General features: G+C 67.1%; 14 protein-coding genes and 1 pseudogene. 6 read left to right on the top strand and 9 right to left on the bottom strand.

The window, feature by feature from the left end:
• The first annotated feature begins 88 nt into the window (after nt 1-88).
• Both AB0F91_RS05975 and AB0F91_RS05970 read left to right on the top strand, forming a co-directional pair.
• Nucleotides 89-535 carry a hypothetical protein gene (locus AB0F91_RS05975; protein WP_360595219.1) on the top strand — a complete coding sequence of 149 codons (447 nt, stop codon included), beginning with the start codon at nt 89-91 and terminating at the stop codon, nt 533-535.
• A 232-nt stretch (nt 536-767) separates the two neighbouring features.
• On the top strand, nt 768-1166 hold the full coding sequence (locus tag AB0F91_RS05970) for a MarR family transcriptional regulator (protein ID WP_360595218.1): 399 nt from the start codon (nt 768-770) through the stop codon (nt 1164-1166).
• A gap of 277 nt (nt 1167-1443) precedes the next feature.
• On the opposite strand, the gene AB0F91_RS05965 is transcribed toward AB0F91_RS05970, so the two are convergent.
• From AB0F91_RS05965 to AB0F91_RS05940, 6 genes are all read right to left on the bottom strand, one after another.
• Nucleotides 1444-2208, bottom strand: coding sequence for an ESX secretion-associated protein EspG (locus AB0F91_RS05965; protein ID WP_360595217.1), 765 nt, complete (start codon nt 2206-2208; stop codon nt 1444-1446).
• A 9-nt stretch (nt 2209-2217) separates the two neighbouring features.
• Entirely contained in the window at nt 2218-3576 is a 1359-nt protein-coding gene (locus AB0F91_RS05960; RefSeq protein ID WP_360595215.1) for a hypothetical protein, read from the bottom strand.
• The gene (locus AB0F91_RS05955) at nt 3576-4199 is read right to left on the bottom strand and encodes a DUF3558 domain-containing protein (RefSeq protein ID WP_360595214.1); all 624 of its coding nucleotides are present in this window, start codon (nt 4197-4199) and stop codon (nt 3576-3578) included. The genes AB0F91_RS05960 and AB0F91_RS05955 overlap by 1 nt, the downstream gene beginning before the upstream one ends.
• Complete coding sequence (locus tag AB0F91_RS05950; protein ID WP_360595213.1) at nt 4196-4669, bottom strand: hypothetical protein; 474 nt, start codon at nt 4667-4669, stop codon at nt 4196-4198. Before AB0F91_RS05950 ends, AB0F91_RS05955 begins: the two co-directional genes overlap by 4 nt.
• A gap of 371 nt (nt 4670-5040) precedes the next feature.
• Nucleotides 5041-5973: a hypothetical protein gene (locus tag AB0F91_RS05945; RefSeq protein WP_360595211.1), complete on the bottom strand. Its 933-nt coding sequence runs from the start codon at nt 5971-5973 to the stop codon at nt 5041-5043.
• Nucleotides 5970-9383, bottom strand: coding sequence for an AAA domain-containing protein (locus AB0F91_RS05940; RefSeq protein WP_360595210.1), 3414 nt, complete (start codon nt 9381-9383; stop codon nt 5970-5972). The genes AB0F91_RS05945 and AB0F91_RS05940 overlap by 4 nt, the downstream gene beginning before the upstream one ends.
• Between AB0F91_RS05940 and AB0F91_RS05935 the strand changes: the two genes are divergently transcribed.
• A complete protein-coding gene (locus tag AB0F91_RS05935) occupies nt 9354-9881 on the top strand; it encodes a hypothetical protein (protein WP_360595208.1) in 528 nt (175 codons plus the stop codon). The genes AB0F91_RS05940 and AB0F91_RS05935 overlap by 30 nt on opposite strands.
• 1938 nt (nt 9882-11819) lie before the next feature.
• Nucleotides 11820-15791 carry a hypothetical protein gene (locus AB0F91_RS05930; RefSeq protein ID WP_360595206.1) on the top strand — a complete coding sequence of 1324 codons (3972 nt, stop codon included), beginning with the start codon at nt 11820-11822 and terminating at the stop codon, nt 15789-15791.
• A 236-nt stretch (nt 15792-16027) separates the two neighbouring features.
• Here AB0F91_RS05930 and AB0F91_RS05925 read toward each other — a convergent pair whose 3' ends face one another.
• The 3 genes from AB0F91_RS05925 to AB0F91_RS05915 all read right to left on the bottom strand — a co-directional run bounded on the left by AB0F91_RS05925 (nt 16028) and on the right by AB0F91_RS05915 (nt 23511).
• Nucleotides 16028-19759 carry a DUF4365 domain-containing protein gene (locus AB0F91_RS05925; RefSeq protein ID WP_360595204.1) on the bottom strand — a complete coding sequence of 1244 codons (3732 nt, stop codon included), beginning with the start codon at nt 19757-19759 and terminating at the stop codon, nt 16028-16030.
• A gap of 694 nt (nt 19760-20453) precedes the next feature.
• Entirely contained in the window at nt 20454-22352 is a 1899-nt protein-coding gene (locus AB0F91_RS05920) for a DNA/RNA helicase domain-containing protein (protein WP_360595202.1), read from the bottom strand.
• A 136-nt stretch (nt 22353-22488) separates the two neighbouring features.
• Nucleotides 22489-23511 (bottom strand): hypothetical protein, encoded by a 1023-nt coding sequence (locus AB0F91_RS05915; protein ID WP_360595200.1) that lies wholly within the window; start codon nt 23509-23511, stop codon nt 22489-22491.
• A gap of 301 nt (nt 23512-23812) precedes the next feature.
• On the opposite strand from AB0F91_RS05915, the gene AB0F91_RS05910 reads away from it, so the two are divergent.
• Both AB0F91_RS05910 and AB0F91_RS05905 read left to right on the top strand, forming a co-directional pair.
• Nucleotides 23813-25231 carry an EVE domain-containing protein gene (locus AB0F91_RS05910; protein WP_360595198.1) on the top strand — a complete coding sequence of 473 codons (1419 nt, stop codon included), beginning with the start codon at nt 23813-23815 and terminating at the stop codon, nt 25229-25231.
• Nucleotides 25232-25334: 103 nt separating this feature from the next.
• Nucleotides 25335-25771, top strand: a pseudogene (locus AB0F91_RS05905) (ATP-binding protein); the annotation flags it as partial.

Below are 25771 nucleotides of genomic sequence, written 5' to 3'. Positions count from 1 at the left end.
ATTCCCGCCGCGAAACATCAACGTTTCCGCTCTGGGCCACGCCCAACTCTCCGGATTGGATGATTTCAACAGATCCAAAGACCAGGGGGTGGATGTGACCAGCGGCGAACACGGCTCGCGCTTGTACGTGACCTGGCACCGTTGCGTGGCAGACAACCTGGACCACGCCGTCACCGACGAGGCTCTGGCCGATGGCATCGCGCGTCAGGAAGGCCGCTACCACACGCTCTGCGGCCGCAATGTGCTGTTTCACTCCTGCCTGACGCCTCCTGGCCGGCCGTGCGCTACCTGCAAGTCGCTGGTCTGGCTCCGCACGGCCCCGCCGTCGGCCGAACCCGCGTCCCATCGCAAGCCGTCGTGCTGGCGTCGCGTCTTCGGCCGTCTCCAGACTCCGGCTGTCCTGCTGCCGCGCCCGCCTCAACGCGTGCGGCTCATTCCCGAGCAGGACAGCCGGACCACCACGTCGGCGGGGACGGGCAGCACCCCGAGCGCGCCCGTTCCCGCCGACCACCATCACCGGCGGCCGACCCGATGACGGTCTTCATAGCGCGCCCGCTGTCCGGCACGTTCGGCGAATCCCGCCGCGTCGTCCACGTCTTCCCGCTCCCAGCAGGGGGTTCGGCGCCTGAGCGGCTGACGGCGTATTGCGGCGTGACGTTCGGCCGGAGCGAGCTTGAGTTGTTGGAACGCCCGGTCGGGATGCCGTGCGTGACCTGCCTCCGCCTCGCACCCACCTCCAGCGACGCCGACCGGGAGGCGATCGAGCGATGACGCCGAGCCCGCCGATCGCACCGGCGTTTCAACGTGAGCTGGACCCGCTGCTGCTCCTGCCGGCGCGGCTGTTCGTACTGTGCCAACTGGTGGACATGCGCTGGCGCAGGGCTGTCGTGGCCGGGACCGCTCTGGGCGTGGATGGGCGGAGTCTCGCGCCCCACCTGATGACCTTGCGCGCCGCCGGATACGTGGAGACCCGGTTCGAGAGAGCAAGCCTGGTGCTCCGTTTGACACCGCGCGGACTCGACGGGATGACCGAGCACGTGACCGCGCTGCGCTCTGTCGCGAACACAGCCGCCGAACTCGTCACTGCGCGGCGCGCTCCGCCCATCCGGTGTGCTGTGACGGGTGTGGCCCGATGCGCTAAACCGCCTGAAGGCGGCTGTTCGTGACGACTGTGACGGGACCCCAGCCGAGCTGTCACAGCCGTCACGCGAGCGTTCTCGCAGGTCAACCGGCATTCGTTGCCGTCACAAGCCGTGTGACGGCCGTGACGGCTATCTCGGACTGCGATAGCCAAGATCGCACGGGACGGGAGACCGCCACTACGGCCCGGTGACGGGCGCTGAGTCTTGGCTGTTCCGGCGTCGCACCCCTCGCGACCATCCGAGCGGAACGGCCGAGTCGGCCCGGCCGGCGCAGGTTGACTGCGCCGGCCGGATACCGGCTTTACCGGGCTACGGCGAGGCCGTCGTGGGTGAGGTTGAGCGCGTCGATCAGGTTGGTACGGCTGCCCGTGCACATGTTGGCTTCCAGCTCACCGTCGTCCGTGTCGCTGGTGAAAGCCAGGACCCGGCCCGTGGTGGCCAGGTCGTACACGGTCAACGGGGTGCTGCGGACTCGGTCGCCGTCCCCGTCGCGGATCGCGGCGTAGAGCTTGTGCACCGCTACGCGCTTGGCGCGCATCAGGTACCGCATCTCGTCGGCCACTCCGGACAGCTCCGACATCGGATCAGCATCCGTGCCTTCGAGGTAGGCAGTCGGCACCCTCAGCTGCTGGATGCGGGCGGGCGCGCACCCCGGCAAGGTGTCCACCAGGCTGGCCGCCATGCCACGCGGCCGGATCAGGTCGAGCTGGATCGACCGGTTGTCGGTGATCAGCCGCACCGCGTCCGGGCCGGCCTCGGCCACGAAGACGGCGCCGTTGTCATCCGGGTGGCTTCCGAACGCGGTCCACGAGTAGAATTCCCGCTTCGGCACGGCCAATAGGCTGAGCGTCGCGCGGAACTCCGGGGTGAGCCGACCGTCATCTGTGGCCAGGCGCAGCGCGGTGAACCGGGACAGCGAGCGCCTGGTGAGTTCCTTGGCGAACTCAGCTGTCGAGTAACTGTCGTCCGGATCGACCACAGCCGGGAGATCGCCCAGCTCGGCCAGCTTCCACGCGACGAAGAACGCCGATCGCGGCATCCGGACCGGCTTGTCGATGATCGTCATCGTCGTGTCTCAGCCGCCGATTGTCGGCGGGGTCGGCGGGAGCCCGGACCACGGGTCACGCAGCCTGCCGTCCTCGTCGTCGACGATGTCGAACGCGGAGTCGTCCTCCAGCACATACTTGCGCTGATGCTCCTTGTCCTCCTCACCTTTGCCGCCCTTACCGGCACCACCGATGGCGCCCATCCCGGACGAACCCCGAGCGCCGGCGGCACCGCGCGCCGCCGCACCGGCTCCTCCACGCCCCATCGATTCCTCCGCACCAGCACCAGCACCAGCACCAGCACCAGCACCGGCGCCCAGCCGGCCGGCAGAGCCGCCCGCGCGGCCACCACCGCTCACGCCGCCCGATTCACCACCGAAACCGCCACCACCAAACCCGCTGGTCGGGCCGAACCCGCCGATGCCACCCGGTGACCACGAGTTGCCGCCGCTGCTGCCGCCACCAGGCGGCAACGACGACGGCGGACTCCAGGTCGAGCCGCCGGTCGGATTCGTGGACGGTGGAGTCCACCCCGAGGTCGTCGTCCCGTCACCCGGCCCGGTGCCGGGCTGGTAACCCACGGGCGTGGTCACGCCAGACCCGTGGGCTACCGGGACCGTCGAACCCTGCCCCGGCGTGAATGTCGGCGACGCCCCGCCGCTGCCCCGGCCACTGCCAGTCTCGCTGCGGGCGCCAATCTCGGCCTGCTTGCTGGTGACAGGCTGGCCCGAGCCGATCGTGACCTTGCCACCGTCGAAGGCGGCAAGCTGGCCGTAATCGATCTTCAGCCTCTGACCGCTGGCCTGCGCGTGCGTCGCATACCCCTGGTACTTCTGGAGGTTCTGCTGCCCGACGTTGTTGTAGTCCTGGATCTGTTTCTCAGTGTCGGTCTGCCACCAAGCCGCTTCGTCGAAAAAGTTCTTGTGCGGCGGAGTCGGTGGCATCGGCTGCAGCGACTGTTTCATCTCGTCGAACCCGTGCGCCAGGTCGCTGACGTTCAGCGAATTGGATGTGAACGTCTCCGACGCCGATTGAGACACGTCCGCGAGCGGTCTGATCCGACCCTGCGCCGCATCTGCTCCGCCGCCGGTCCACACCGACTCCAGATTCGAACTCAGCTGCTGTACGCGCCCGCTGATCTGGCTGTGTTCTGAGGCGAGGTCAGCTGCATCAGAACTGCCGTTGTGCCAGTCAGGCGCACCTTTGCTGGCCATGACCTTCTGGACCAGGTCCGACGATGGCACGGTTTGCTCGCCGAGGCTCCCGTGGTACAGGTCGCCGAACCAGTTGCCAACGTCGCTGAACCGGTCACCCGTCCAGTCGGCTGCATCCTCCAGGCCGTGCCCGACCACCTTGGCGGTGTCGCCGACCCAATTGAAGAACCCCATTACGAGCCGGCCTTCTGCTTCAGGTTCGTGACGACCATGCCGGCCGCGATCGTGGCCGCCTGACACGGATCGGTGCCCTTTTTCGCCGGGCCGAGACCGACCGACACGTCGACAGTCGTCTCATCGTTGATGCCGATGCTGATCTGGCAGAACGTGCTGGGGTCACCGGCTGACGTGACGTGAGCGACCGCGGGGAACCCCTGAATAGCAGGTAGCTCGCGCCACACCACAGCCTTCGGCTTCGTGTTCTCGTACCAGCCGCTCAAGCCCTCGTGCGACTCAGAGTCGTACGCCACGTCGACGTGCGAGCCCTTTTCGCTGTTAGTCCAGGTGCAACTCGGGCCAAGCCCGGCGGTTGTGTCGGGCGAGCCCTGCGGGACCTCGCCCAGAAGGTCGGTTAGCTGTGCCGCGGTCAGGCCACTCTGGCACGGTTGGTTGTCGAGGATCGACGACGCGACTGGGTTCGGCACCTTGGGCGCGCCGCTATGGGGCAACGCCTGCGAAGTGCTCGATGGTGCACTTGCTGACGAGCTCGGTGCGGATGGGGAGTCTCCAGAGCTGCAGGCGGTGAGCCCAGCTGCCAGCGCGACGCCGAAGATCACAAGAGCTGATCGCGCCGTCATCCCAGAACTCCTCCGTTACCCGTGGTCTTCTGAATGTCACCAGTGGCGCTCTGATCGCTGGAGTGCGTCAGGTGCAGCGCATCTTCAAGCCGGCCGATCAACTCGACGACATACTGATGTTCGAGCTTGATGTGCCCCAGCCCGTAGTCGAACGCTCCAGGCTTTCCCCCGTTGCTGGCGAGGAGCGCGTTGTAGCCGTTGCTGGCAGGCTCGTCGGCTGGGGCCTTCAGCGAGGTGAGGCGTTCGGCCTTGGGGATAAGGTTCCACAGGTCGTCTCGAATCTCACGCGCAGTGTTGAGCATGGTCATCGCTTCGTCGTGGTTGAGCGTGAACCCCTGCCCGCTCGACGCCACGGCACCGCCGGCACCACCTACCGCGGCACCTGCGGCCGCCGCCGCCCCGAACGCATCGCTGATGTTGAAGTCAAGCCCTGCCAGCCAGTTACCTGGCGCAGGCGCCTGTTGCGCCATGGTGCACCCCTCGTTTGACACACGTCAGCCACACGTCGGAGCCGCCCATCCGATGGCAACTCCGTCTGTCACAGTAACCGATCACTCACTGCGGGGTGGTCAAACCTTGCAACACGTGCTGGCCGCCGATCCCAGTCTGGCCCTTGCAGGCCCCGACGGGGTCAGGCCCGCCGTGCCTGGCCTGGTCGTGTGCGCGACCAGGCCTCACAGCCCGAGCCACTCCTGCTGAGAAACGCTCACTGTGCGGGCAACGGAAGGGGCTTCCGGCTGACGAGCCGTTCTCCGCCCGATCAGTAGCTGGTCCGGGTGACTGGTCCGGAATTACCAGCCGCGCCAGCCTGGCCGGGTTCGAACTCGGCCAGGCGTGCGGCTCAGCGCTTGCGCCGCGCCCACGGTCCAGCCGGATCCGCCGGCGGGCCTCCGTCCCGCTTCCCCGGTCCGCCGGGGCGAGTGCGGCCGAGATCGTTGACCGTTCCGATGAAAACCGGCCAGTACATGTCGACGGTGTCCTCGTCCGGCACCAGCCCGGGCGCCTTGCGCTGGGCGTTGGGGTGCACGAGGTTGCGGATCGTGCGGAGCCCGCTCGCGATGCTGTAGGCGTCGGTGTCGATCCAGCCGAGCCGGTGCGCAGCGTAGATCAGCGAGTGCAGAGTCAGTTTGTCGGCCGGCGCACGCCGCACCCGCTGCGCCTTCGCGTCCGGTTCGTCCCAGATCGAGTCCGGGATCGGGCGGTTCTCCGCCGCGTCCACGAGAAGCCCTTCCACCAAGCCGCCGAGGTGGATCATCGCGGCGAGATAGCAGCCGGTCGACCGGCACTTGTCGATCTCGACGATGCGTTGCTCGAGCAGCGGCACCAGCGCCTGGTCCGTGACGATCTCTTCAATGGCGTACTGCAGCTTCTGCCGGCTGATGTCCGTCGGCACCGGTTTGGCCGCGGCTCGGCCCGGGGCGACGACCGGACGCAAGTCGCCGTCCAGTTCGACGTGCAGGTTCTCCACCTCGAGCAGGTGGTTCAGCCTCTCCAGGACTTCTGCGGCCGACTCCCGGTCGTGCTGGTACTCACGCGGGTCCGCCAGCCGGGTGAGCACCTGCTCGACAGCGTCCGGCTCGTCCTGCCTGCGCAGGAGATGCGCCACCGTCCACGACTTGCGGGTTTCCCCGTCGTACTCCCGGACCTCCTCCCATCCGGCTCGCCGAAAGAACGCCACCAGGTCGCTCGCCTTCCGATAGAACACGGAGCCGTCGCCGCAGATCAGGTCCGCGACCGCGATCAGGGTCTGTTCGTCGATGGGTTGCACGCTCACGCCTCCGCTGCTTCGATCTGCTCTGCGTCCAGGGCCGCCCAGACGACGTCCAATGCCTCGTCGGGATCCAGGACGAACTGGCTGTGCACTACCCGGCAGAACGGCCACCCGGCCCGGCTCAGCTCGCGCAGGGACTCGTCGTCCCGATGCCGGCGCTCCGCCGACAGGCCCCGATACTCGTCGCATATGACGGCCACGGACCGTTCCCGCCCGTGCACGACGATGTCGAGCGTCCGGCCGCCGATATCCACGCCGGCGTCCGCGTCGTAACCGCGGCTGCGGACCGCCAGATACACCCGCTGGACGAACAACGACCGGAACGGAGCGGCAAGCCACTCTGGGGACATCCGGGAAATGTCGAGCACCTCCAGGGGAGTGTCCTCCAGTTCCTGGTAATGGCTGAACATCCGGTGCCGGATGTCTTCGGGATCGAGGTCCTCCCCCAACGAGGTGACGATCACTAGCTGATCCTTGGCCCGGCTGGCCGCCACGTTCAGCCTCCGGTCGTACGACGAGTGGTCACGCAGTGTCTGCGTCCGCCCGGCCGCGACGGTCGAGAGCACCATGACATCGCGTTCGTCGCCTTGGAAGCTCTGAGCGGATCCGGCCCGGATATCGCGGGCATCGATCTCCGAAGCCGGGATGCGTTTCTGGATCAGCTGGTCGAGCACCTTGACCTGCTTGGGGCTCTGCATGGCGATTACGCCGAAGGACTTGCCGTCGTAGGCCGGATCGGCCAGGCGTTCGGAGAGAAGGTCGACGACGTGTTCGGCCTCCGCCCGGTTGACCAGGGTGTCCGACGAGCCGGCAGCCTGCCCGTTCGGGACGAAGCGGATCTGGACGGGCTCGAGCCGGTCAGCGCCGTGTTGGCGCAGCGGGACCAGGGCCCCGTCGTAGAACTCCTTCGACGACCAGGAAATAATCTCCGGCATGCACCGGAAGTGCTCCCGGAGCCGAACCACCGACGGGAACGCCGTGCTGAGGATGTCGTACAAGTTCCCGTTCGGGAGCAGCATCTCGCGCACGTGGTCCGGCGCGTCCGGGAAATCTCCCTTCAGCCGCTCAGACACTGATTCGAGCCCGCGTGTGCTGGAGTACGGCATGCACTGCTTGTCGTCGCCGACCACGATGACACGCGGAGCGAGCCAGAGTAAGAACAACGACGTCGGCGATGCCTGACTCGCCTCGTCGACGATCACCACGTCGAAGCTGTTCTGCTCCGCCTGGAGCAGCTCCGCGACCTTGTCGATCGGCATCACCCAGGCCGGGACCGCAGGCATCGCCTCGGAGATCGCGGAGCGCGCAGATTTCCGGTGCTGGGCGGCATGTTTTCCCTGGCCGCCCTGCCGCTGGGCGTAGTACGGGTAAGAGCGGAGCGCGCGGCGCGCTGAAGAGTCCATTGTGGACAGGCAGCTCGCCCATGCCTGCGCCGTCGCGAGCTCTTCGGCGGCCGACCGCAGCTCTTTCTTCGCCGCGACCAGTGCCGCTTCCTGCTCGGCGTCGAGCCCAGGCCGGTACTGGCCGCGGACGAACCGTTCCGCCGCCGCCCATGTCCAGGCCTCCTCGGCTGCGGCACACCGCTCACCCCACCGCTCGTCCTGGCCGGACGCCTTCAGCTCAGCTAGGAACTCCGGATGAGCGTCGTCCAGTCGCCCCGCCAGCTCCCGCAGCTGCCGATGGCTCTCGATCGTCGCCCGGGCCTGTTCGACGCCCGCGACGGCTGTCCGGAAGGCGTTGATGTCCCGGTCGCGTAGCGCGTCGGTGACAGTTTTCAGTTCTGGTGCGGCGTCGGCGGCGGACGCGATGTGCTCCCACCACGTGAGCAGCTTCGCGTGGAACTCCTCGTTCGCCGCGAGGTCGATTCTGGCCCGGGCCAGCGCGACCCCGTCGCGGAAGACGAGCCAGCTCTCCTCCGTGGTCAGCACCGCCAGAATCTGTTTCTGAGCCAAGCGGTACCGGAGCCGGATGGCGATGTTCCCCAACTCTCCCAGCATCGGCAGCACGGCTTCGGCCTGAGCGAGCCAGCGCAGCCGCAGGCCCGGATCCGCCGGGGGAGCTTCCAGCGGCACCACGAAGCTCCAGGCATGCTCGAGATCGGTCAGTGTGGCCAGAATGTCGAGCAGGTCCCATACCGCGGCAGCCGATTCCGCGGTCTTCGGCTCGCGCTGCCTGTAGGTGCAGTGCTCTCGGACGTGCGCCGTTTCCCGGCCGAGCCCGGTGAGGCTGCGAAACACCCGAGTCCGCACAGGCTGGCCGTCTCGCAGCCCCCTCGCCAACGCCTCCGCCTCTTCGCGCAGCTCCCGAAGTGCTGCGGGATCCGCTCCCGGGAATCCCACATCCCGTAGGACCGGGTTCCGGGAGCGGGCGGAAAGCCGCTCGGCCGACGGGTCGCGCTCGACAAGTTCCCGCCAGGCGTTGAGGTTCTGTCCGGCCAGCAGGTCCCCGACTGCGACGACGAGCCAGCGTTCGCCGCTGGACCGGGCACGTTCTCCCAGGTGCCGGAGGATCTCCCTCAGCCGGTCAAGGTCCTTGAGCCACTCGTCGAGCTCAGCCGGCCCGGCCCCGGCGCATCGATCGGCGATGTCGCGCACCCGTGGCGCGACTTCCGGTGCCTCGAGATCTCGGAACAGCTGGGCAATCTGCGCCGGATCATGCACGTGTTCGACGGGCGGCACCGACTGGTCGGCCCTGCGCGGGCCATCCGGATGTGCGCGCAGAAGAGCGAGCAGCTGCGCGAGTTCGAGGGCACCCAGCGGGCAGGTCGCTGACGCCGACGCGGGAAGCGACGGCAGCCAGCCGAACTCCGAGCGCCGTTCCTGCACCGCCGAGGCGATTTCCGCCAGCCGCCCGTGGTACCCCGGGGCGACCGGCGGGTGCTCCGTGTACTCCGATTCCCGCGACACCGCGAGCGCGGCCTCGGCATCGGACACCGCTTGCCGGGCCGAGTTCCACCGCTCGCGACAAGACTCGACCCGAGCTGCTGCCTGCTCATCAGTCGTGCTCGCCAGGTACTCCGACATCGCCCGCACGCACGCTTCCAGCGCGCTCGTACGGCCGCGTTTGCCGCCCGCCAGTGAGACGCACATGTTCTGCAGTTCCGGCGGCAGCATGCTGCGCACCACCCGGAGCGGATGCTCGCGCTGGCTGACCACCAGGACCCGCAGCCCCTCCGCCAGCATCGCCACCAGCAGGTTGGCGATCGTGTGGGTCTTACCGGTCCCCGGCGGCCCCTGGACGACCGCTCCGTTGTCCTGCCGGACCCGGTCCAGCACCAGCCGCTGCTCCCGGTTGTACGGCTTGACGAAGAGCGGGTGCTCGCCGAGGAGCTTCCGGTGCCCAGCTGTCGCCATCCACTCGTCCTGCTGCTCCGGCGTCAGATCGTGCAGGATCTGGACGAGCGCCAGCGGCACCGTGGTCTGCGGGTCTCGCAGCTTCGTCAGCACCTCCTCCAAGAAACCGGCCACACTGGAGCGGTCACGGCGGCGGAGCAGCAATGCGGGCGAAGCGGACACCGCGAGACCGCCGGCCCGGTCGGCTGGCACGGGCTCGGCAGCGTCGCTGTAGCGTGGTGCGTCCGGCAGCATCCGGCCGCTCCAGTCGCCGAGCCACTTGCCGACTCCCTCATCGGTCGGCAGCAGATCGGAACTCTCGATGTCTGCGCGGATCTCGTCGGCCCGGCCGAGGCGCTCGCCGAGCAGCGGGGCGAGAAACCGGCGATCCTCCATCGAGAGCGGCGCGTCGTCGGCCGGGCCCACCACTACCTTCGTGTGGCCGTCGCCGATACGGGCGAACATCCGCTTGACGATCAGATGCCGGTAGACCCGCTGGCCGCTTTCGTGCTCACCGGAAACCAGGCCGCTGCACAGCAGCAGCTCGTACTCGTCGTCCTGGGCGGCCAGCCGCGTTGAGATCTCGAGTAGCTGCTCGTAGAGCTGCCGCTGCGTACGCCCCTCCTCCACTTCGGCCAGCCACCGTTCCCGCTCGGCCACGGCCTCGCGGTAGGCCGCGGCCAATCCGGTTCCCGGCTCGGGCTCGGCGACCCTCGCTGCTAGCTCCTCGGACAGCTCGACCTCGGAGACGTCGTCGTCCTGCCACGCTCGGCGGTCGAGATGGCCGTTGAGCTCCGGCGGTAGCACGGGCGGCGCCGGCGGCGGAACGTGGTCCACGGTCAGGAGAACTCCGTCGGCGGCCGGCTCCGAACGCAGCCGCACTCCCGGCGGCAGCTCCGACAACCACCATCGATCCTCGAATTCGCTCAGGTCACAGCTGTCCGCTCGAGTCGAAGCCGCTATGAAATGGAGGTACTGCACCAGCTTGATCGCGTCGCGACGCGCGTTCGGGTCGTTCGGGCGCATTCCATCCCTATCGCCATGCCCACCCCCTCTCGGTGGGCAGTAGGACAGAATCAAGCAGCCGGCACTCTCGATCAAGCCAGGACGACGAACGCCGCCGGAATGTCGCAGCGCGCTTCACCGTCAGTAGTCGACGGTGCCGGCGAGCCACCGCACCGGACGACTTGGATCACCCGGCCCGGCCTAGACCATTTGGGGCCGGACATTTCCGAATCCGCTGACCGACTATCCGCGAAGCGCACCTTACCTCAGTTGAAATGGTTGTCGTCTTCGATTAAGTGCCGATCTGCGGACCCGCATCCTCCCCGCAGATTCGCCACGGGGCATCACATCCGACCTACCACCGGAACCATGACCTGTTTCTCGGCCGCGCGTCCACTCACACCGTGACGGCTGCCGCGATCGGGACAGCTGTCGGTCCCGGCGTCGAACGGGCGGGCGGCTCGCGGCGCACCGCCTGCCGGACGCTAGCCCGGACACCTCGGACGCCATCGACGACGAGACCGTCCGGCAGCGACGCGCTCTGCGCGTCGTGCTCGCGCTGATTGTCTGCGCCGGATCTGTCAATCCGCAGGAACCGTGTTGCAGGTTGTGCCAAGGGAATCCGCTGGCCGAGCCCGGACGGCTCCTGCTCGCCGGTGTCGCCGTCGGCTACCTGTCCCAGGCGGCCACCGGCCACCTCCAGATCAAGGCGGTGCCGGACCAGCTGCCCGGCGTCGCATTCTCGCTCCTGGATTCACCGGCCGGAGTCCGTCCGACTGCCAGTTTCGCGAGGAACGCGGGTTGGACTCGTCCGTGACATGACCGGCTGACCGAGCACGTAACCGGGCTCGGCTGGGTCGCGGGCACGGCTGCTGAACTCGTCGCCCAGCGCGCTGCATTCCGGCCACCCGGCAAGCTATGACGGGGCGCTCAGCTTCCGGTTCAAGGCCTCGGCGCGCCGGTCTCTCTGTGGCCGTTGTGACGGGTTCGAACCAGCAGCCGGCGCACCTGCGCCTCGCGCACCGCTTGGTTGACACAGTGTCGCCTAGACCATCGTGGGTCACAGCTTTCAACGGATTACTGCCTCGGTGAGGGCATCGATCACCATGACCGCGGATCCCAGCAGCTACCTCCGACAGAAACTGGCCCTCGCGGAAAGGTAGGCGGTCACGTTCACTGAATCGGGTGACCGATCGATCGAAGACCGCTCCTGTCGGCAGGTCAGGGCCGCAGCTGCAGGGCGCCGGTGGCGAACCATTGCGCCAGCGGCCGATTCGGACTCGGGCTGCCCGCTGGCCCGGTGTGCGTCTGGATGTGTGGCGGTCGGCCGCGTCGACTCTGCACCTCCGCCGGTCCTTGCTGTGGCCCTCGTCGTGCCAGGTGCAATAGCGGCTGCGGACGCCCGTCACGTGATGGCTACCTCTCTACCTATAGTTATAGCCGGTGATCGGAAAGTGAGATCTTGTGGTTCTTGACGGGTTGCGCCGGCTTGCTGTGCCGGTGGAGAAGCCGGTGTTGCTCGACGACGACGGCTTCCTCCTGCCGCTGTCGGATCCCGGTTGGCGGTCCGGTGATGCGTTGCCGCCGATCCCTGTGGCCGAGCTGCACGCGGAAACCGCGAGTTTCGCGCTGCTCGCCGCGGGCGGCGCGGGTAAGACTGTTACGTTCACCGAGCTGGCCAAAGCCGAGGAGGGCGCGCGGCGAATCGACACCGCTGCCCTCACGATCGAAATGCTCGCGCGGGAGCTGGACGATGCGTGCCTCGATGATGGGGCGATCTACCTGGACGGCCTCGACCAGGCAGCCTCCGTTGAGCCGCGCCTGCTGCCATGGCTGCAGCAGTACCTAACCGCGCCCGTCCGTCGAGGAACGCGCTGGCGGCTCGCCTGTCGCGCGGCCGCGTGGGACGTGGTTCTGGGACGAGTGTTGTTCGAGGAACTGCCCGAGTTCGCCGTCTGGAAGCTGGCTCCGCTGGATCGAGGTGCCGCGACGGAGGCTGTGGAGCGCACGGTCGATGCGCCGGGATTCGAAGCTGTGGCGTTCATGGAGGCATTGGTCGAGGCCAGGCTGGGGCGGTTGGCCGGTTGCGTCGGCCAGCTCGTCGCCGTGGCTCGATACTGGTCTGAACAGCGTGAGCTACCGCGCAGTGCGGCGGACGCGATGAAGTTCGAGATCGAGTATTTGCTTCGCGAAACCGACGAGCGTAGGCAGGCACGGCTGCCGTTGGATCGGTCGATGCGGCTGGCCCAACGGCTCGGCGCCTTCGCGATGTTCGCCGGGAACCAGGCACTCACCGTCGGACCGGTGGGCAACCGCGCGACGCTCCCGGTCGGGGAACTCCCATCCGACGCGGAGCCCGACCAGCTCGCGTGGATGATCGAACCCGCCGACTACCGCGCGGTGCTCGACACGGCACTGTTCGACCCCGGGCCAGCGGGTTCTGTGGTGTTCCGGCATCAGCGTCACCTTGAGTACCTGGCTGCCGCGTACCTCGTTGAGCGAGGGATCCGGGCCGGTCAGGTCCCGGTTCTGCTCGGGGTACACGCCAATGGCGTGCTGCCGACCGCGCGGATCGGCGTCGCGTCCTGGCTGGCCGCGCTGGCCCCGGACCTGGTCGCCCGGTTGTTCACCGATAACGCGGCGATGTTCGCCTCGACCGCCGCGGTCGTCGAGCTGCCGTCCGACGAAGCCCGCGCAGCGCTGGTGAAGGGCCTGCTCGAAGCCGCCGCCCGGGACGACGCCGAGCCTGATTGGCGGCTCGACCGGGCCGGCCTGCTGCACAGCGGGCTGACCGAACAGCTGGCCGAGTACCTCGCGCGCGGCCCGGCGAACGCGCTGCAGCTCTGGTGGATCGCCCGGCTGGCCGCCGCCGGCAACTGCCGTGCGATCACACCCGCGTTGACGCGCGCCGCACTGAAGACGGAATGGGTCGCCTATGCGCGCCGCGCGGCCGTGGCCGCCGTCGCCGAGCTAGGCGACGAGCACATGCTGCTCTCCCTGCGCGAACTGCTCGTCGTGCCGAATGACGACGATCCCGATGCGGACAACGAAGTCCGCGCCGCGTTGATCGACGCCCTCTACCCCGAGTTACTGAGCACCGCTGATCTCACCCGTGCGCTGAGGCCGCACCGGTCGATTCTGTACGGCGGTTACCGCCAGACCCTACGGGAGCTGCCCAGCCGCGTTCCCGAACACGACGTCGCCGCCTTCGTCACTTGGCTGGCCGAACACACGTGGCGAACCGATGTTCATGATGATGATCAATTCGACGACCTCCGCGCCGGCGTGATCGACCGGGCATGGCAGCAGGTTGGCGACGACGTCGTCGAAGGTCAGTTGGCCAGGCTGCTGGTGGCGTTGGTCCGCTCCGGCCGGTGGCACCGACTGTCGGCCCGAATCGAGCGGCGTCCCTGGGCCGGCGGAGCGCCCGAGCTTCGCCGGGCCCTCGCCGTTGACGCCGCGACCGTGGGGGAGGAGACCTGGTACGCGGTCCTGACTCTAGGGCTACTCACCAGTGACGACGCCGAATGGCTTCTTGACACACTGCCTTTCATAGCGCCGCAGGCGAAAGCCGCGTTGGCGACTTGTTTGCCTCAGCTGCTTCACGGCCCGTCTGCGGCCCTTGCGGATCGCGTTCTCGAGCTGGCACCGGACCACCCGGGCTACCAAGCCACAGCGTTTCTTCGCACTAAAGTCCGAATCGACGACGAGTCGGTGCAGCAGCAGCGTCGTATGGCCGCTGAAGATTACAAGCACCAGCGTGAGCTCGCTGCTCGACAGCAGCGCGTGCGAGAAGATCTTCGTACCGCGTTGGCGAACCTCGACGCGGAGCCCGGATCGTGGTGGCGCATCCCAAGGCTTCTGGCTGACGACGCCGGAAACTGCAACGACATCATCGAGGCCACCGCCCCCGACCTCACTAGCCGGCCCGGCTGGGCCGAACTCGGCACCGATGAGCGCCGGCTCGTCCTCGCCGGGGGCCTCGTCTATCTCCACACCCACCGGCCGACGGCCGGCACCTGGTGGACGGCGAAAACGTGGACTTCCGGGGTCGTGTGGCCGGACTGGTCAGGCGTGTACCTCATGGCGACACTGGCCGAGCACTTCTCCGAGCTGCTCGAGGGTCTGCCCGGCGAGGTGTGGACACGCTGGATGCCGTCGACCGTCGCCACCCCCGTGTTCGGCGGGGACGAATCGATCGGGCCGCGCCGCCGTCTGCTCGACGCCGTCCCCGCCCAGATACGGAAGCAGCTGATCGACGCTGCACTCGAGCACCTGGCCGCCCTCGCCGCCGAAAATGGTTCGTTGACACCGCATGCCGTCTACACCCATCTCGCGAAGGAACTCGCACCGTCGATCGCCAAGCGTCTCCTCGCCACACCCACCGAGACCGGCCTTGGTGCAGAGCTGCTCACTCTGCTGGTCAAGGACGGTCCCAGGGAAACCGCTTTGGACACCTGCCGCCAGCTCATCAAAGCCGACTCGCCGCTTACCTCGCACGCTCGGACCCACCTGGCGAGACTCGACCCAGACACGGTGATCGACACGCTCGCCGCCGCTCCTCGGCCGCCGGACGAGCTGGCCGAGGCAGTCCAAAACCTCGACGTCGCCCTGCTCGGCCCGGCGCGTCTTGCCGTCGCCGCCCGCCTGTTGCTCGATAGCCACCCCTATGCCGAGGACCCGCCCTTCGAGTCCGGCTTCTCGTACACCCCGCAGCACCGCGCCCGCGATCTGCGGCGACACGTCCTCGAGCGAATAGCGCTGAACGGTCGCAGCGAGGAACTCGCGGCGCTGAGCCACGACCGCCCGGACGCCGACCAGCAGGCACTGGCCTATTACCACCGGATCGCTCGGGCCCGCCAGGCCGATCTATCGCTGGGGACGACGCCGCCTCGCACACTGCTGAACCTACTCCGCTCTGGCGATGCCCGGCTCGTGCGCGATGACGCCGACCTTCAGCACGTCCTGCTGCAGCAGCTCGACGAGCTCCAGCACTACCTGGCGAGTGCTTGGCGAGAGATCTGGGACAACCGCCTGCCGCAGACCGAGGACGACGTGTCCGACTGGCTCGAACGTAGGCTCGACGAGCGCCTCGACGAGTTGATCATCGACCGCGAAGTCCAGGTCAGACGCAGAAACCGCGGCGTCGGCACCCGCATCGACTTGACCGCAACCACCAAGACGATGGACGGCGACAAGGCCCGAGTCTTCGTCGAAGCGAAGCGCGTCGACAACCGGGAACTCATGACTGCCATGAAGAACCAGCTGATCGACCGATACCTGAAACCCAAGAACCGCCGGCACGGCATCTACCTCGTCTACTGGATCACCCCAGATCAACGCCCAGCTGGCTGGTCGCGGACCAAAGCAGCAGATGTCGCGGCCTTAGCGCATGAACTCGACGAGCAGGCCCGGCAGGCGGCTGAGGCCGGTTTCCTGATCGTGCCGTACATCCTGGATATCAGCTGTCCAATAGCTCCATGAGTTCAGAACACGACGGCAACGGCATCGAACACGACCACTGTCGCGCCAACGACCTCGAAAGCGTGCGTGAGACGACCACGACGGTCGTCAGCGCGACATAGGTCGTCATCCCAGAATCGAGCGGAGAAGAACACCAAGCGCTCCCTGCACCCGCGGAGGAGCACACGGTCTGAGTTGGCGGCGACGTCCACGACGGGGGCATCACCGCCAACGCGGGGACGCAGCCATCGGAGCCTCTACTTGGCCACGATGCCGGCCTCAGCTCCTAACGTCGCAGTTAGATCCCGAACCACTTGATCCGAACGAGTGATCCCGTTCTCCGCCAGAACACTGCGCGCCACGGGTAGCACTTCAAGAGGGTCGCCGATGTCGCCGAGAGCGGCGGCGATTTGCCGCGCCGTCCGGAATCCCCCAACTAGATCATCGAATGCCGGCTCAAGTTCCCAGCCGAGCAAGGCCAAGTTCGCGAGGGCCTGACACTGCTCGGCCGGTGTCGGCTGGGCGCGGGCGGCGCCGAGCATGGCCGCACGATGCCAGTTCGGCAGCTGAGCCGGCGCGGCTTCGCGTACGGCCGGGTACAGCCGGTTCATCAGCAGGCCGAGCGGATCGTCCTGCCATCCCCACCAAGAGGGACGTTCTATAGCAAGGCCGGCCGCGGCTGGTACCCAACCGTCCGCCTCGGCCTGCTCGAGGAGCTGTTCGAGCGTCACCGGCAGGTCGACCACGAGTTCAGCGTGGAGCTCGCCCACCGTCCGGGCGGCGGCGTCGATTACCGCGTCGATCTCGTCCGGGGTGTGCGCTAACTCGAGCCGGGTGTCGCGTAGTACTTCGGCCATGGCCATGGTGGAAAAGCACGAGACGCCAGCGCTCCGGGCCAGTCTGCGCACTGCGAGATCATCGCACCACAAGGGCAGGCCCTCCTGGGCGGCGACATCGATTGCGGCCAGCCACGGCACGGCTCGCGCGCGTTCGGAGTTGTCGCCGAACACGGAAGTGGGACCGACGGGCCGGATGGAGCAACGCCGCGCGAGCGCCTCGACGGCGGCCGTGCGGTCCCGGACGAACTGGTAGTGCTCCTCGTTGCGCTCGTAGAACGTCAAGCTCCCGGTTGCTGCGCTGGACCCCAAACTACCGAAGCTTCCGGCGAGGGTGCGTGCTTGGAGCGCAGCACGCAGCACGTCGTGGTGGGCTGGGAGAGCGAGGATCAGGTCGCCGACCTGTCCGGACACGGCATCGGCGTCCGTGAGCTGGGACAGCAACAGCAAAGTGGAGATGTCGACGACAGCGGGCCTGCCTGCTGATAACGACGCCGCGTCCACCTCGGCCTGATGCTCGTCGTCACCAGCAGCGACGGCGACCAGCAGGCCAGCGGCCCGCTGAACCAGCGCCGACGTGTAGCTACGGCCGACGCTGAGGGCGAGCATGCCCGCAGGTACCTGGGCGCGGGCTACCTGCTCGGCCAGACCGGTCAGGTCCGTTTGGTCCGGTCGGCGAACGATCGCCTCAACCCGAGAGAGCAAATCCTCGGGAGAGGCCGTGGAAAGGATCCGCAGCCCCGTGGCTTCGCCGTGGGTCTCGTAAAGCGTGTTGAGGAGTTCGAACGCCCGCCGGTGCAGGTCGCCTTGGACAACTGGCCGATCATCCGGCGGATCCGGGATTGGATCAGGGGCGTCCGCGTACTCGCCGTCGTTCTCGGGGGCGGCGCCGCGGGTGGCGGTCACCAGGTGGGAGAGTAAAAAGGTCGCCAGCTGCGCGTTGTCGGCGAAGTCCGAAGCAAGCGCGATAGCTTTTTCGGCAAGTTCGTCATCCCACGCGATGTAAACCATCGCCTGTGCCCAAAGCTTTGCTTCCTCCCCGGACCTGACTCTGGGCTGGTGACGGATTACAGTCGCTGCGGCGCGGACGTCTCCGCCGCTGTTCAATTGGGCACGAACCAGGTTCCACACCACCCCGTCGGGCGGCGGCGCCTGGCCGGCGACTACCTGGGCCAGAGTCGACTCCGCCCGTGCCCAGTCCTGGGCTCTGGCGGCGATGTCGGCAAGCCGGGTAGCCAGCTCAACTCGTTCCGCAGGGCGGTCCTCAGTCTGCAACGCCTCCTGCAACGCCCGGTCAGCTTGGTCGGCCGTCGCGTGCTGGAAGACGAGCAGCGCGCGAAGGGTGAGGAATCTAGGAGAGCGAAAACGCTGGGCTGCCGACGCGCTGGCTGCTATTGCTTCCTCAGGGCGACCCACCTCGATCAGGGCGTGGACGAGTTGCTCGGCCGCCGCGGGATCTTCGGTCGAGAGTGAGCGCAGAAGGGAAAGGCCTTCCGCCGTGTTGCGGCGGAATGTGGCGATGGCCCTGGGCAAACGGTTTGTTCCTGGCGGGAGGGATCCGGCTCGGATGAGCTCATCGAGTTGTGCTGATGCGTCGACGCCCAATGCTGCGAGCCGGTGGGTTGCCATGACGGCCGCTTCGCCGTCGTGATCAGCTCGTGCACGTGCAAGGTGAGCTGTCCAAAGCACTTCAGTCTCGGCAGCTGACATATCGAGGAGGCCGAGCCGGAGGCGGGCGATTCGATCCTCCACGCTGTCGGTCATCGCCGCCTCGATCGACGCGATAAGTTCGCTGTCACCGGACCCGTGCGCAGCGGTGAGGGCAAGGCGTCGCAGGGCCGGATCGTCGGCCTCGTCGGCGTTCGCAGTTCCCAGCGGCGCCGGGAGAAGCATGTTCAGGACGGCGCCGAACTGGCCTCTGATCATCAGCACCCGGGCCAGCAGCGCCAGGATGCCTCGGGTTTCACCGCTCCATTGTCGACGCTGGATGACCGCTGCCTTCAGCAGTTCGGCGGCGCGGGTCAGGTCTCCGGCCTGGGCTTCGGCGGTTTCAGACCGTCGCGCGCAAATCAACGCAACATTGGCCATGGCCGCAGCATTATCCGGTTCAAGCTCCAGCGTTCGTTCGGCCTGACGCGCAGCTCTCGGGAGGTCGTCACTCCGGAGCGCCTGTTCGGTGAGAAAGTGCTGGACCGTCGAGTTCGTGTTCGCCTCCGCACCTGCCGCGGCCAGGACGGCCTCGGTGCGCCACGGCGAGGGATCGTCTCTTGGTACCTCCAGAATCGCCTCGACGACTGCCACAGCCACCTCAGCGCCGCCGCGTCGACGGGCCTCCTCCAGCAGTTCGGCTGCTCGCGTCCGATCCACCGCGGCGATGTTGGCGGCCGCGGCGGCTAGGCGACTCCCGGCCTCGGCGCCGCCATCTTCGGCGGCGATCTCCCACGCCGCGGAGCTCTCGGCCATGGTGTCGTGGTGAGAACAGAATGATGCCAACGCTCGCCATGGCCATGCGTTCGAAGCCCGCATCCAGAACGGTCTCGTGGAGATCAACGCCTGTGCAGTTCCGGCGGGGTTTGCCCGGCCTTCGGCCAGATGCTGTGCGACGAGAGCACGTTGGACGTGATCGGCTGGCTCGTCCTCGAGCAGCCGGCGGACAGGCGGCGGCAGGAGTTCGAGGTTGGACTCATACCGCTCGACGGCTCGCTGCTCCATACCGCTCGCAGCCAGGAGCCAACGCTCGGTAGCGGCACTCAGCGTCTGATGGTCGGGCACCGTGACGGCGTAGCGCTTCCCGGTGCGCCGCTCGACTGAGGTGTGGATCCGTTGCCAGTAGATGGCGTCGGTTTCCAGGTCGATGAAAACCACCATTACCGGGAGTGCGTGTCCCAGCCACAAGCGGCGTTTCGTTTCGTCGTAGTAGAAGGCCCAACCACCTTTGACGCGCCTGAAGTGCGAAGGCCCGGACTTGATCTGCACAGCGATAAGGCGTCCGGTGCCTCGCCCGTCCTCGTCGGCGATCTCGACGTGGCCGTCGATGCCCTGGTCGACGACGGTCTGTTCGCGGAAGATCCACCCCAGGTCCCGGGTGACGGCACGCTGGAAGAGCCCAAGGCCCTCGCGATCGATCAAGGCGGTCTTGGTGTTGCCTGACACGGGAAGACTCCTCAGCGGCCTGTTAACCGCTCGATGATACGAGCTGGCAGGGAGCGGTGCGAGGCCCGGCAGGCGGGTGGCGCGCGTCGATGGTCGCGCTGTGCATGTGCAGCACATGGCGATCGAATCGCCGACCGGACGACCCGGGGGCGGCTGCGACCGCCAGAGCCAGTCATGTCGAGCAAACCGCCTCCATCACGCCTGATACTGGCATATCACCCTTACGCCGGACAGACACACGACGAAGCCACTTCAGACGACGCCTCCGACTCCAGGTGCTAGGGATCCAGCCCTGTAGTACTAGGAGTGGGGTCCGTGGTTGACGTGCGGTACTGAATTCGGCGACGCCCGAGAGCGAGGTGCGAGGTCAGCGACGAAATATCGCTGTTCGCGCGACGTGATGATGCGGGGCGACCGTGCCACTGCCTCGTCAGCTCGCCTGCATTGTGGCGCAGAATCAAGATTGCCCGGCCAGCGATAGTGTCGTGGTTAACGAGCAAGATCGTCCGCGGACGCGCTGGCTGGTCAACTGCGCTGTCGGGCGTCCGTCGACGCCGCGAATCCGGACTTCTCTGGCCTACGTACGCGCCGTGCAACTTGCTGCGCGAGTCCGCTGGCGGCGGTCCTCACGTCAACATCGGGGACACCAGCATTTCCGCTACACACTGCCCCCGTCCAGGAGCAACATCGTCGTTCAGCTGGCCCGCCCGGGAACCAGGGTCCGAAGATGCTGTTGAGTCTGCTCGTCCACCGAGTAAACCCGGCAACCCCGGCTGGCCCTCGTCATCAGCACCCAGTAGATGTTCAGCGCCAGCGGCAGGTACTGCTCCGGAGTGAGGCCGGCCTTCTTGAACGCTGGGTCTACGTTCTTGTCTGGAATTGCTACCCAGCCACCGTCGCGCCAGACCAGGTCGCGACCCATGATGACCCCGCCGTATTCGTATTCCATGGCTTGCGCGGTGTAGATGCAGCCGACCTGGCCTTCGCCGCCGTCGTCGGTGGCCCAGTAGACGCTTTCGGGCGCGACCGGCCGACGTTCGGCGTCGAGGACCTGCGTCGCGGCGTTCCAGGGTCGCCGCCACTCGCGGTTCACGCCCCGCGCGTCCGTCCAGGTGACCTTCACGTCGTCTACCAGCGGTTGCGACGATGTCGTCTTGGTCCACTCCCAGCAGAACCCGGCGGTCATTCGCGCGCGGCGGCCGTCGGCATTGTGCTTGTCGAGCCAGGCCTGCAGGGCCTTCGGGTCTTCCGCTACCCCGAAGTCGTAGTCAGCGTCGACCGGCCAGCGCACCTCAGCCTTGCTCTGGCTCAACACCGAACCCAACCAGTTCTGGTAACGCTGTGACCCGCCGCATCGGAATTGCGCCTGGAGGTCAACTTCCACTGGTGCCGGCGTGACGCCAGCGGAGTCGGCGAAGCTGCGCAACTCGGCGACGGTGAAGCCCTCCGTCGGGCGGATCACCTGCCGCTCGTCGAAGAACACCACCGTCACTGCGGCTTTCTGCATGACTCTCTTCAAGTTGTGCCGAGCCATGTTGATCCGTTGGGCTTCGTCGACGATGGCTACTTCCATGCCCCCAGCACGCGGTTTCCAGGCTTCGACGAAGCTGAACAATCCCTTCCCGGTGTGCCCGGCCGCGGCGCGAATGAGCTGGCTGCGCAGAGTCTTAGTCGGCGTCAGGAACTGCGCGGTGCAGTCGATGCCGCTCGGGCGCACGTAGCCAGGTATCTCTGCGAGCAGTCGCGCCGCGATCACCGTCTTCCCGGTGCCGGGGCCGCCCCGCACGGCGACCACGCGACGGGTGCCCTGGTGGGCGGCGTCACTGATCGCCTCCAGCAGTGCGGCATACGCGTCCTGTTGGCGTCCGATGAGCCGGAAGCGCGAGTCGACAGCGAGCACGCGCTGCAGTTCGTCAAACAGCGCGGCGGACGGGCGGTGCGGCAGCGCCAGGAACCACTTGATCTCGGCCTCCGCAGGCGGAGTGAGATCTGCGCAGCCAAGGCGCTTCGCCAGCTCGTCTTTCGTCCCGCGAAGGTCGTCCTGCCCGAGCAGCGACACTGTCCTACAGCTCGCCATGCCGGCAACGGCTTGCACGAGCTCGGCGACCAGCCCCGCGGGCGCGTCGTGCAGCACCACCGCCCCGCGAACCTCGAACTCGCGCGGCTCCGGGTCCACCCATTCGCGGAGGTAGTGCTCGTACCCGGCGACCTGCCAGGAAGGATGCGCGACGACCCGGTCGCCCGCATAGACCCACAGCCCGTCGCCGACGACAACATCGGCTTTCGTCCACTGCTTAAGCTCCACGACGACCGTCACCAGCACGCCGTCTGGACGCATGCCGAGCAGCAGAGCATCCACCCGCTCGCCGGTGCGCGGCAGCCCGAACTCCAACGACATCCACAACCCGCCGAGCCCGGCCTCGACGAGCGCCTCAAGCAACGGCAGCCAGCTACGTTCCCAGCTCCGCTTTTCCGACCGCGAGGGCGGTGCTCCAGACACCTTCTCGAACTCGTCGGCGACTCGTGTTACGAATTCGGCTGTCGAAGCCGTCAGTTCGGCATGGATCGCCTCGACCCGTCCCCCGTAGAGCATGATCCATATCTACCAGAGCGGTACGACGCGCCAACCAAAGACGCCTGCAGCCGACTATGAGCTACAGTCGCGTGAGTTCGGCTCATGGCCCCGAAAAGTGGTGCTTCGTCAACGGGGCCGCGATGGCGTTCCAGTATCACTTCCGAAGTGGTTTGGCAAGGTCGTACGACACTCGCGCTGGCAGACCGGCGATCGCGTCGTAGCACCGCGCGCACAGAACTCCGCCCGGACCGGCTTGCGAACGACTGCATTTCGAGCACACCTTGGCCTCGGCGGCCGGAGCCGGCGAGGTGTGAGGGTTGGCGCACGCGGTCGTACGCGGCGCTCGGCTACCTCGCCGGGCCCGGGTGTCGGGCTCGTACTCGCCAAACGTCCCCGTGAGTTCGCGGAACAGCTCAAGATCGGCGTGGGGGATAAGGCGGACGTCGCCTCGCAGGTCGCGGATCGGGACGATCTCCCGGGCGGGGACCATGCCGGCGACGTCGTCGACGGTCAGCCCTCCCCAGGGCTCCGGGATGGGATGGAACTGCCCGCACGGTCGTTTCGGCTTCTTGCCGGCAGCTGCAGGGCATGTGTCCATGTTGGCGATCGTGCAGCGCGTCGCGACCAATCGACGAGGGCCGATCGCGGTGGCAGCACGCCGCGGCGGCATCGAACTCCACGGGCGCGGGTTGCTGCCGACTGTCGGAACCTCGAAGAACCACGGCGACCGCCGGTCGGAATCAAGGAACCACACCGGCAGCCAGCCCGCTCGGAACGACTTCGTCGTTCGGGTCTTCACCGACCTGGTTTGGATCGACGAGCGCTGAACCTCGACGCCGGTACGCCGGGGGCCTTCGATGGCGACGTCGAGGATCGTGCCGTGCCCGGTGCTGCGCTCCTGTGTGACGTTGAAGCCCGCATCCTCTGCGGCGCGTTGCCAATAGTCCTTCTGGTAGCGGTGCTCGTCGGACTCATGTTCGACCGCGTGCTCGGCGACGCAGTCACTTCCGGGGAAGTGCACGGCCCAGTAGCGATCGCGGATCTTCTTGATGTACATCGCAGCACCGTCGTCGCCGGTACCGTTTCGCCTCTCTCGATCCAAGGCCTGCTGACACAGCAAAATCTGATCTTTACGATCGATTTGCCCGTGCAATGAGGAGATCAGTGCGAAATCCACAGCGTTTAGCTTCGCGAGATCAAGAAGTCGTTCCTCGCCACAGTGTGGTGCGTACCGAACGAGCGTCGACACGTATGGACCTCCCTCAGCTGACTGACCAGCATAAACCGGAGGGTGCCTGGTTTTCACTCCGCCAGGTGGGCACATCGCCTGGCTCAGCGAACGACGGGGCTGAACCCGCAGGTGAACGGATCCCGCTGCTCTGGGCGAACCTCAACGCGGCTCTCGGCTCTGCCAAGTGCTCCTGGCGAGCCGAGTGATTCGGGCCGTCTCCGCTTCCTGATCACGCCCTTCTTTGTCGGTGGCTCTCGCTATCGTGCCTCTCATGAGTGACAGGCAGTTGGTGCTGCAGCCCCGCGGCACCGCCCAGGTCAACGGCCCAGTCAACTTCGAGCGCTCTGTGCGGCGCGGCGTGCGCATCGCTGATCACGCCGACGCCCTTGGCGTCGGCCTAGGAGCGCTCGAGGCGCTGTACCCGGACGGTGTGGCCAAGCTCTGGGGCGCTACCCCGACGAACTGGACCGGTAACGCCAAGGCGGTCGCGCTGCGCGACCGCGCCGTCGGTGACCGAGTGCTGTTCTACGCGGACATGGCGTTCTTCGCTGAGGCCACCATTGTCGGCCTCTTCCGCAATCGCGCGCTGGCGGAGTCAGTGTGGGGCACCGACGACGAGGGTGCCACGTCGGAACACGTCATGGCACTCGGCGGAGTCCGCGAGTTCCAACGACCGATCCCTGCTGACCAGGTGCTGAAACCGCTGGGCATGAGAGCACCGTTGCGCGGCATCACGCTGGTGCCCGCCGAGAGGCATGCTCTGGCCGACGACCTGGTCACAACTCGCGAGACCCGCCAGCCAAGGCACTGGGTCTTGGTGTGCAACCCGAAGAAGTGGGACGTGTGGTCCTGGTGGGAGAACCTGGAGGAGCGCGTGACCACCTGGTCTGTCGCCCAGCACCTCAACGACCTGCGCACCGGGGACCGATTCGCCCTGTGGATCTCCGGCGCGCACGCGGGAGTCCATGCCCTGGGCACTGTCACATCAGAGCCTTACCAAACTGAGGACTTCGACGAATACTGGGCACAGCGGCCGGCCCTACGCCACGTCGTCGATGTGCGCTTCGACCGCTTCCTGTTCGACCACCCGCTCACGAAGCAAGAACTGACCTCGGACCCGGCCTTCGCCAACGCACGGATCATCCGCATGACCTACGCGGCGAATCCGACTCTGCTCGAGCCTGCCGAGTGGGCGGTGATCGAACGACCAGCGGACCACCGAGGTCGGACCAGCACCGTCGCGCCGACCGAAACAGTGGTGACCTCACGCCCGGCAGGGAGCATCCCGGAGAAAACGACCGCGGCCGGCCGCCCCGGGACTCGCGTGGTGGACTTCCCCGAAGCGAAGCTCGTGAAGCGGTACACGGAATTCGTCGGTCGGGCCCTGAACTGTCTCAGCGCGCTGTTGCCCACCGGCGAACGGCTCGTGTGCGACCTGTTCGACTACGAGACGAACACGCTCATCGAAGCGAAGGCATCCAACACGCGAGAAAGCGTCCGCATGGCACTCGGCCAGCTCCTCGACTACCGCCACCATCTCGCGCCCGACGCCACGCTGGCGCGCCTGCTCCCGGCCCGTCCGGCACCGAGCATCGTTGACGTGCTGCACTCGCAGCAGGTGAAAGTGATCTACGAAGTCGAGGGCTCCTTCCGTACCCTCGTTTAGCCGACCTCCGGCGCGTCGGCGGCAACACTGCGTTTGACATCCGATAGCGTGATCCGCATACAGCCGACTGGCTTCCACGGGCTTGCCCGCGGACACGCCACCCATGTATAGGAGTGTTTCTCTGTCTTCGTTCCTGATCTCCCGGTCCGCGCAGAGCATCCAGCAACTCGCCGTCGGCGGAACTCTTGCAGACCAGCTGACTACCCAGTTCGCGATCAAGTACGGGTTCCGGCCCTCCGAGTCGGAGCGGCGATCCTGGCGGATGAGCCTGCCTGTGCTCGCCCAAGAGCTGGTCGAATGCGGCCTCGGTGACGTCGAGATGCTCATTGAATACCAGTTGCCGTTGTCCAGCCTGCGCGCCGACGTGGTCCTCGCCGGAGTCCATCCGGAGACCGGCCGGTCCTCGTACGTGGTCGTGGAACTCAAGCAGTGGAGCACCGCGGCCGCCGACCCGGACGAGCCGCGACTGTGCACCGTGCCGAGTGTCAAGCGCCCGTTGCTGCATCCGGTGTCCCAGGTCGAGCAATACTGCGAGTACCT

It is taken from the genome of Amycolatopsis sp. NPDC023774, assembly GCF_040639695.1.
In the GTDB taxonomy this organism is placed as follows: Bacteria; Actinomycetota; Actinomycetes; order Mycobacteriales; family Pseudonocardiaceae; genus Amycolatopsis.
This window is presented reverse-complemented; position numbering and strand designations above follow the sequence as displayed.